Annotated in this window: 5 protein-coding genes; 3 read left to right on the top strand and 2 right to left on the bottom strand. The window is 71.3% G+C overall.

Features of this window, described 5'->3' with window-relative positions; translation table 11 throughout:
- Both AGI3411_RS28590 and AGI3411_RS28585 read left to right on the top strand, forming a co-directional pair.
- Positions 1–1,021 (top strand): DNA polymerase Y subunit UmuC family protein (locus AGI3411_RS28590; RefSeq protein ID WP_244240473.1); only part of this gene is annotated, 1,021 nt, incomplete at its 5' end.
- 3 nt (positions 1,022–1,024) lie between these two features.
- Entirely contained in the window at positions 1,025–4,243 is a 3,219-nt protein-coding gene (locus AGI3411_RS28585; RefSeq protein ID WP_129530679.1) for an error-prone DNA polymerase, read from the top strand.
- A gap of 17 nt (positions 4,244–4,260) precedes the next feature.
- Here AGI3411_RS28585 and AGI3411_RS28580 read toward each other — a convergent pair whose 3' ends face one another.
- Positions 4,261–5,526, bottom strand: coding sequence for an SGNH/GDSL hydrolase family protein (locus AGI3411_RS28580; RefSeq protein ID WP_129530678.1), 1,266 nt, complete (start codon positions 5,524–5,526; stop codon positions 4,261–4,263).
- Between the two features lie 101 nt (positions 5,527–5,627).
- Between AGI3411_RS28580 and AGI3411_RS28575 the strand changes: the two genes are divergently transcribed.
- Complete coding sequence (locus tag AGI3411_RS28575; protein ID WP_129530677.1) at positions 5,628–6,563, top strand: LysR family transcriptional regulator; 936 nt, start codon at positions 5,628–5,630, stop codon at positions 6,561–6,563.
- Between the two features lie 18 nt (positions 6,564–6,581).
- On the opposite strand, the gene AGI3411_RS28570 is transcribed toward AGI3411_RS28575, so the two are convergent.
- A complete protein-coding gene (locus AGI3411_RS28570; RefSeq protein ID WP_129530676.1) occupies positions 6,582–7,844 on the bottom strand; it encodes a diaminopropionate ammonia-lyase in 1,263 nt (420 codons plus the stop codon).
- Between the last annotated feature and the right edge of the window lie 3 nt (positions 7,845–7,847).

Raw genomic sequence — 7,847 nt, 5'->3', positions numbered from 1 at the left:
GGGCCGGCACGCGCCCCGGCGCACCCTGGCGCTGCCCACGCTGGCCCGGCGGCTGGACGCCCTGCCCCTGGCGCTGCTGCCCCAGGCCCAGGCCCGCCGCGACTGGCTGGACGACATCGGCTGCCACACCCTGGCGGACCTGCGCGCCCTGCCGCGCGCGGGCCTGCAACGGCGCAGCGCGCCCGAACTGCTCCAGGCCCTGGATGCCGCCTACGGCCTGGCGCCCGAGCTCTACCGCTGGATCGAACCGCCGCCCCAGTTCGCGCAGCGCATCGAGCTCATGGACTACGTAGAGCACACCGACGCGGTGCTGGCGGTGGCGCGCCGGCTGGCCGAACAATTGAGCGGCTGGCTCAGCGTCCGGCAACTTGCGGTGCAGCGCGTGGTGCTCCGCATGGACCACGAGCGCGGCCGCCATGCCCGGCCGCCCGCCGAGCTTGAGCTGGCCCTGGCGCAGCCGGTCTGGCAGGCGCCCCAGATCCTGAACCTGTTGCGGGAAAAACTGGTCCGCTACACCCTGGAAGCGCCCGTGATCGCCGTCGCGCTGCTGGCGCCGGATACGGTGGACCAGCCCGCCGCCAGCACCACCCTGTTCCCCGAGCCCGGTGGCACCGCCGACGACCACGCCCGGCTGCTGGACCTGCTGGTGGCGCGGCTGGGCCGCGAGCAGGTGCGCCATGCCTGCCCCGTTCCCGACCACCGCCCCGAGGCCGCCAACGCCTGGGGCGACGCGCTGGCCCCCGCGCAGCGTCCCGCTCCCCTGCCCGCCTTGCTGGACCGGCCCTTCTGGCTGCTGGATCCGCCGCTGCCCCTGAAGCTGTCCGGCCATCGCCCGCAGTACGGCGGCCAGGTGCTGCGGCTGATGCGCGGCCCCGAGCGCATCGAAAGCGGCTGGTGGGACCCGGCCCTCACCGTGCGCGACTACTTCGTCGCCGAAGACGAGGCCGCCGCCCGCTACTGGATCTACCGCGAGCGCGACGCGGAACACGCCCGCTGGTTCCTGCATGGGTTGTACGCCTGAGCCATGGACGACGATCTCCCCGACGCCGCCGCCCTGGCGCTGCCCGGTTACGCCGAGCTGCAATGCCAGTCCAATTTCTCGTTCCTGCAAGGGGCCTCCCACCCCGAGGAACTGGTCTCGCACGCCGCCGCGCTGGGCTACGCGGCGCTGGCCATCACCGACGAGTGCTCGCTGGCGGGGGTGGTCCGCGCCCACGTGGAGGCCAAGGCCCGGAATCTGCCGCTCATCATCGGCGCGACCTTCCAGCTGCGCGCCGCCCCCGACGCCGCGCCGCTGGGCCTGACGCTGCTGGCGCAGACCCGCGAAGGCTACGGCAACCTGTCCGAACTGATCACCCTGGCGCGCACCCGGGCGCCCAAGGGCGAATACCGGCTGGCCCCCGAAGACCTGACCCATCCGCCCGCGGGCTACGCGCACCTGCGCCACCTGCCCGAATGCCTGGCTATCCTGAGCCCCGCCTACGGCACCGACGCCGACCGCCTGGCGGAGCAGGCGCGCTGGCTGGCGCGCGCCTTTCCCCGCCGCGCCTGGGTGGGGCTGACCCTGCTGCACCGGTCCCGCGACGACCTGCACCGCGTCGCGGTCCTCCATGCCGCCCAAGCCGCCAGGCTGCCCGTCGTGGCGCTGGGCCAGGTGCAGATGCACCTGCGCTCGCGCAAGCCGCTGCACGACACGCTGACCGGCATCCGCACCCGCCAGCCCGTGTCCCAATGCGGCTACGAGTTGGCCGGCAACGCCGAACGGCACCTGCGCACGCGCATGCGGCTGGCCAGCCTCTACCCGCCGGAGGCGCTGGCCCAGACGCTGGTGGTGGCCCGCCGCTGCGCGTTCTCGCTAGACGAATTGCGCTACGAATACCCGGACGAGATCGTTCCGCGCGGCCATACGCCCGCCACCTATCTGCGCCAGGAAACGCAGGCCGGAGCCGACCGCCGCTTCCCCGCCGGCGTTCCGCTTGAGGTGGCCGCCCAGATCGAAAAGGAACTGGCCCTGATCGCCGAGCTGCGCTACGAAGCCTATTTCCTGACCGTCTACGACATCGTCCAGCATGCCCGCAGCCTCGGCATCCTGTGCCAGGGCCGCGGGTCCGCCGCCAATTCCGCGGTCTGCTACTGCCTGGGCATCACCGAAGTGGATCCGGCGCGCGGCAACAGCCTGTTCGAGCGCTTCATCAGCAAGGAACGCAACGAACCGCCCGACATCGACGTGGACTTCGAGCACCAGCGCCGCGAAGAGGTCATCCAGTACATCTACGATAAATACGGCCGGGATCGCGCCGCGCTGACCGCCGTGGTCATTTCCTACCGGCCGCGCAGCGTGCTGCGCGATACCGGCCGCGCGCTGGGCGTGGACCCGGGCGTCATCGACGCCGTGGCCCGCGCCCACCACTGGTGGGACGGCAAAAAGGAAATGCTGCGCACGCTGGGCGCCTGCGGGCTGGATCCCGAATCCCAGGTGGCGCGCCAATGGGCGGCCCTGGCCCAGACCTTGATGGGTTTTCCGCGCCACCTGTCGCAGCATCCGGGCGGCTTCGTGATTTCGCGCGGCAAGCTCTCGCGCCTGGTGCCCATCGAGAACGCCGCCATGGAAGACCGCAGCGTCGTGCAATGGGACAAGGACGACCTGGACTCGTTGAAACTGCTGAAAGTGGACGTGCTGGCGCTGGGCATGCTGTCGGCGCTGCGCCGCACCCTGGAGCTGGCCGGCCAGCGCCGCGGCCAGCCCTTGCGCCTGCAGGACATCCCCAAGGAAGACGAGCCCACCTACGACATGATCTGCGACGCCGACACCATAGGCGTGTTCCAGATCGAATCGCGCGCGCAGATGACAATGCTGCCGCGCCTGCGGCCCCGCAAATACTACGACCTGGTGGTGCAGGTGGCCATCGTGCGGCCCGGCCCCATCCAGGGCGGCATGGTCCACCCCTACCTGCGCCGTCGCCAGAAGAAAGAAGACATCACCTATCCCAGCCCTCAGGTGGAAGGCGTGCTCAGCCGCACCATGGGCGTGCCCATCTTCCAGGAACAGGTCATGCAGATCGCTGTGGTGGCCGCCGGCTTTACGCCGGGCGAATCCGACGCACTGCGCCGCTCCATGGCGGCCTGGAAGCGCAAGGGCGGCGTGGACAAATACCGCGAAAAACTGATTGGCGGCCTGCTGGCGAACAACTACACGCTGGAATTCGCCGAAGCGCTGTTCCGGCAGATCGAGGGCTTCGGCGAATACGGTTTCCCCGAAAGCCACGCCGCCAGCTTCGCCCTGCTGGCATATTCCAGTTCATGGCTCAAGCGGCACGAGCCCGAAGCCTTCCTGGCCGCCCTGCTCAACTCCCAGCCCATGGGCTTCTACGCCCCCGCCCAACTGGTGCAGGACGCCCGCCGCCACGGCGTCTGCGTGCTGCCTCCCGACGTCACGGTCAGCGGCTGGGATTCGGCGCTGGAAACGCTGCCAGCCGGGCACCCTGGCGCTCGGCGCGCTGCGCACCCGCACGCGCCTGCGGCGGACGGCGTCCGGCCCGCCGTCAGGCTGGGGCTGAGCCTGATCCAGGGCGCACGCGAAGACGCGGTCCGGCGCATCGAGGCCGCGCGCGCCGCTGCCCCGTTCGCCGACACCGGCGACCTGGCCCGGCGCGCCGCGCTCACGCGCCACGACCTGAACGCCCTGGCCGCCGGCGACGCCCTGCGCACCCTGGCGGGCCACCGCCGCCAAGCCAGCTGGGAGGCCGCCGCCAGCGTGCAGAGCCGCGACCTGCTGCGCGACGCCGCCATCGTCGAAACCGCCGCGCCCCGGCTCTCCGCTCCCTCGGAAAGCCAGGCCGTCGCGGCCGACTACCGCAGCGTGGGGCTGACCTTGCGCAGCCATCCCGTGGCGCTGCTGCGCCCGCAACTGGCGGCCCGCAACTTCCAGCCCGCATCGGTCCTCAACGGCTACCCCGACAAGCGCGTGGCGCGCGCCTGCGGCATCGTCACCGTGCGCCAGCGCCCGCAAACCTCCAAGGGGGTGATCTTCGTGACGCTGGAAGACGAGACCGGCCCCGTCAACGTGGTCGTGCGCCCGGAGCTGATAGAGCGCCAGCGGCGCGAACTGCTGGGAGCCGCGCTGCTCGGCGTCTACGGATCCTGGCAAAGCGTAGACGGCGTGCGCCACCTGATCGCGCAGCGGCTGGTAGACCTGTCCGGCCTGCTGGGAGGCTTGTCCACGCACAGCCGCAACTTCCATTGATGCGCCCGCCCCCCCGCTCAACGGCCGAACAGCGTCGCCAGGTCCAGCGCCTGCGCCATGGCCTCGTAGCCTGCGTCGCTGGGGTGCAGATGGTCGCCCGAATCGTAGGCAGGCAACAGGCGCGCGGGATGGGCGGGATCGCGCAGCACCGCGTCGAAATCCACCACCGCATCGAACGCGCCGCTTTCGCGGATCCAGCGGTTCACCTCAAGCCGCACCGCGTCCTTCGCCGGGCTGTAGTGGCCCGACAGCGGCGTGCCGTGCAGCGAGCCTTCAAAGGGCGCGATGGTGCCTCCCACGATGCGCACGCCGCGGGCGCGCGCGGCATCCGCCAGCTGGCGGTAGCCCTCGACCAGCCGGGCCGCCGTCATCGGAGCGTCGTCCGGCGCGAAGGCGCTGTCCGGCCAGCCGATGTCGTTGATGCCCATCATCATCACCACCGTGCGCACGCCGGGCTGCGACAACACGTCCGCCTCGAAGCGCGCCATCGCGTTCACGCCCATCTTGTCGCCCCAGACGCGCGCGCCCGAAATCCCGGCGTTCACCACGCCCACGCCTTGCGGCGCCAGACGGCGGGCCAGGACGTCCGGCCAGCGGCGGTTCGCCCCGGGCGTGGATCCGTTGCCGTCGGTCAGCGAATCGCCGAAGGCCGCCACCACCGGTGCGGGCGCGGGGCGCTCCACCCACACGCCCGCCAGAAAGGCCCGGCCCTCCAGCGCCTCTGCGCCGGGCAGGTCCGCCGCCGCGGTCGCGTCGCCGGAAATCAGCGCCCCGCTCTGCTGTGCGCCCCAATGGAAGGTCGTGACGGGCGTGGCGCCGGGGAAATACGTGCTGACGGCCAGCTCGCCCAAGGCGGGCACGGCCAGCTCCACCGGGTCGCTGACCGCCTGCGCCCCGGGCGCCACGGTCACGCCGGGACGGCCGCCGAACGCCAGCGCACGATCGGAGCGCTGGTCTATCGCCGCGCCGCCGGCGGACAACGCCACGCGGGCCGCGCCGATCACCAGCGGCTGCGTGCCATAGCGGTTGGAAAGCACCACCCGCAGGCGCCGGCCGCCCAGGCTGAGCATGAGCGTTTCGCGCAGGGTCTGGCCACGCAGTTCGGCGGGCATGCCCGTAGACAGCACGAAGGAGTCTTCCCACAGAGGCTGCGGGCTGGCGAACCAGGAAGCGGCCCAGGCGGGTAGCGGGGAGCCAGCCTGGACGGCGGGCTGGGCCGCGGCGGCGGACAGGGACAATACGGCGGACGAAGCCAGGGCAAGCAAGGTGAAGCGGCGGTTCATGACGACTCCTGAAAGTAAGACAGTGACGTCACGATAGGTTCTTCACGATTTCACAGGTAGCACCGTAAACTGCATAGCACTTCTTCCAAAAAGGAATGACCTTGGATACCCTCCGAGCTATGCGCTCCTTCGTCCGCGCCGTGGAACTGGGGACCCTGTCGGCCGCCGCGCGCGAACAGGGCCTGAGCCAGCCCGCCCTGAGCAAGATCGTCGCCGCGCTGGAAAAGGACCTGAACGTGCGGCTGCTGGAACGCAGCACCACGCGCGTCGTGCCCACGGAGCAAGGCAAGCGCTTCTACGAACGCGCCACCCGCGTGCTGGAGGAATACTCCGAAGCCGTGGCCGATGCCCGCGGCCAGACCGAAAAGCCGGCCGGGTTCCTGCGCATCAACGCGCCGGTGGCGCTGGGCCAGTTCCGGCTGAACGCGCTGATCCGGCAGTTCCTGGACGCGCACCCCGATATCCAGGTCGAACTGATCCTGAACGACCGCTACGTGGATCTGGTGGAAGAAGGCGTGGACGTGGCCTTGCGGCTGGGCGGCAACCTGCCGCTCAACGCCATCGCCCGCAGGGCGGCGCAGTCGCCCCGCTACCTGGTGGCCGCGCCCTCGTATCTGGCCGAGCGCGGCAAGCCGCGCGCGCCGCGGGACCTGGCCGCCCACGACTACGTGCGCTTCGCATGGCTGGCCGCCGGCGACACCCTGGAACTGCACCAGGGCGCCACCCGCGCCACGGTCCAGACGCAGGGGCGCTTCCGTGTGAACAATGCCCTGGCCATCCGGGAAAGCCTGGCCATGGGCGCGGGCATCGGGCTATGCCCCGCCTGGCTGGTGCAGGACCTGGTGGCCGGCGGGCAGTTGCTGCGCGTGCTGCCCAAATGGAGCGCCACGCCGCAGGAAGCCTTCCTGGTCTACCCGTCGCGCCGCTACCAGCCGCTGCGGGCGCGGCTGCTGATCGACTTCCTGGCCGATCGGCTGGCGCGTCTGCCCGGCATGCAGGCGCCTCAGCCGCAGACCGCGCGCATCAGGTTGCGGTAGATGTCGCGGGCGCCCTCCCTATCGTCGAGATGCCGCGGCCTCGGCGGCGGCTTCGACTTCGGCGGCGCTTTTGCCGACGATGCGCTGATAGAGTTCGGGGTCGGTCGCGCCTTCGCTGCCGAACACCAGCACCCGGCTGCCTGCGCCCAGGCCGAGCGCGTCGCGCGCGGCCGGATCGGCCAGCGCCGCCAGGCAGCCGGTCAGTCCCGCCACCGCCGACTCGCCCGCCACGATGGGCGCATCGCCATACTTGCCGCCGGCCAGCAGACGCACGGTTTCCAGCGCGGCCTCGTCATCGACCGTGAGGAAGGCCTGCGCACCCGGGTGCAGCACTTCCCAGGCCAGCAAGGACACCTCGCCGCAGGCCAGCCCAGCCATCACCGTATCCAGGTCACCGTGCACCGCCACCGGCTTGCCGGCGCGGGCGCTCTCGTACAGGCAGGCCGCCTTGTCCGGCTCCACCACGATGAAGCGCGGACGGCGCGCGCCCAGCTGCTCCCAGAAATGCGCGCACACCGCGGCGGCCAGGCCGCCCACGCCGCCTTGCAGGAACACATGCGTCGGCAACTCGCCATCGCCCGACTCGCGCAGCTGCCGCAGCGCTTCGTCGGCCATCACCGCGTACCCCTGCATCACGTCCTTGGGCACTTCCATATAGCCAGGATACGAGGTGTCCGACACCACGTAGCGCCCCAGCCGCGCCGCGTCTTCGGCCGCCTGCCTCACGGAATCGTCGTAGTTCCCGGCAGTGCGCACCACCTGCGCGCCGTACTGCTCGATCGCGCGCTTGCGGCCTTCGCTGACGGCGGCATGGATGTAGATCACGCACTGGCAGCCGAAGCGTTGCGCGCCCCAGGCCACCGAACGGCCATGGTTGCCATCGGTCGCGCAGGTCACCGTCATGGCTTGCGTCAGTTCCCGGTACCGGCCGGACAGCAGGTCGTCGACCGACAGATCGTCGCGCCCCAGCCGCGCCGACAGTTCTCGCAGCAGCTGCCGACTGACCGCATAGGCCCCGCCCAGCGCCTTGAAGCTGCCCAGGCCGAAACGGCCGCCCTCGTCCTTGTAGCGGATGGCGGCCACGCCGGCCGCCCGCGCCAGCCCCGGCAGATCGCGCAGCGGCGTGGGCTGGTAGCCGGGCCAGCGGCGGATCTGGGCCTGCGCGCGCTCGTAGGCCGCGCCGCCTAGCACGTCGAGCTGCCGCTGGCCGTAGGGCGCCGCGGGGTCGAAGGCGGGATTCGGCGCGTACTGCAGCCGGACGTTCGGAATCGTGCGGTTCAAGTC

The sequence above is a fragment of the Achromobacter agilis genome (assembly GCF_900496965.1).
Taxonomy (GTDB): domain Bacteria; phylum Pseudomonadota; class Gammaproteobacteria; order Burkholderiales; family Burkholderiaceae_B; genus Achromobacter; species Achromobacter agilis.
The sequence above is the reverse complement of the archived record's forward strand: the minus strand, read 5'-3'. Positions and strand labels throughout refer to the sequence as shown.

What these genes read in the sequence shown, in the direction of transcription:
- AGI3411_RS28585 (WP_129530679.1), top strand. Translation starts at nt 1,025, where the DNA reads ATGGACGACGATCTCCCCGACGCCGCCGCCCTGGCGCTGCCCGGTTAC.
- AGI3411_RS28580 (WP_129530678.1), bottom strand. Translation starts at nt 5,526, where the DNA reads ATGAACCGCCGCTTCACCTTGCTTGCCCTGGCTTCGTCCGCCGTATTG.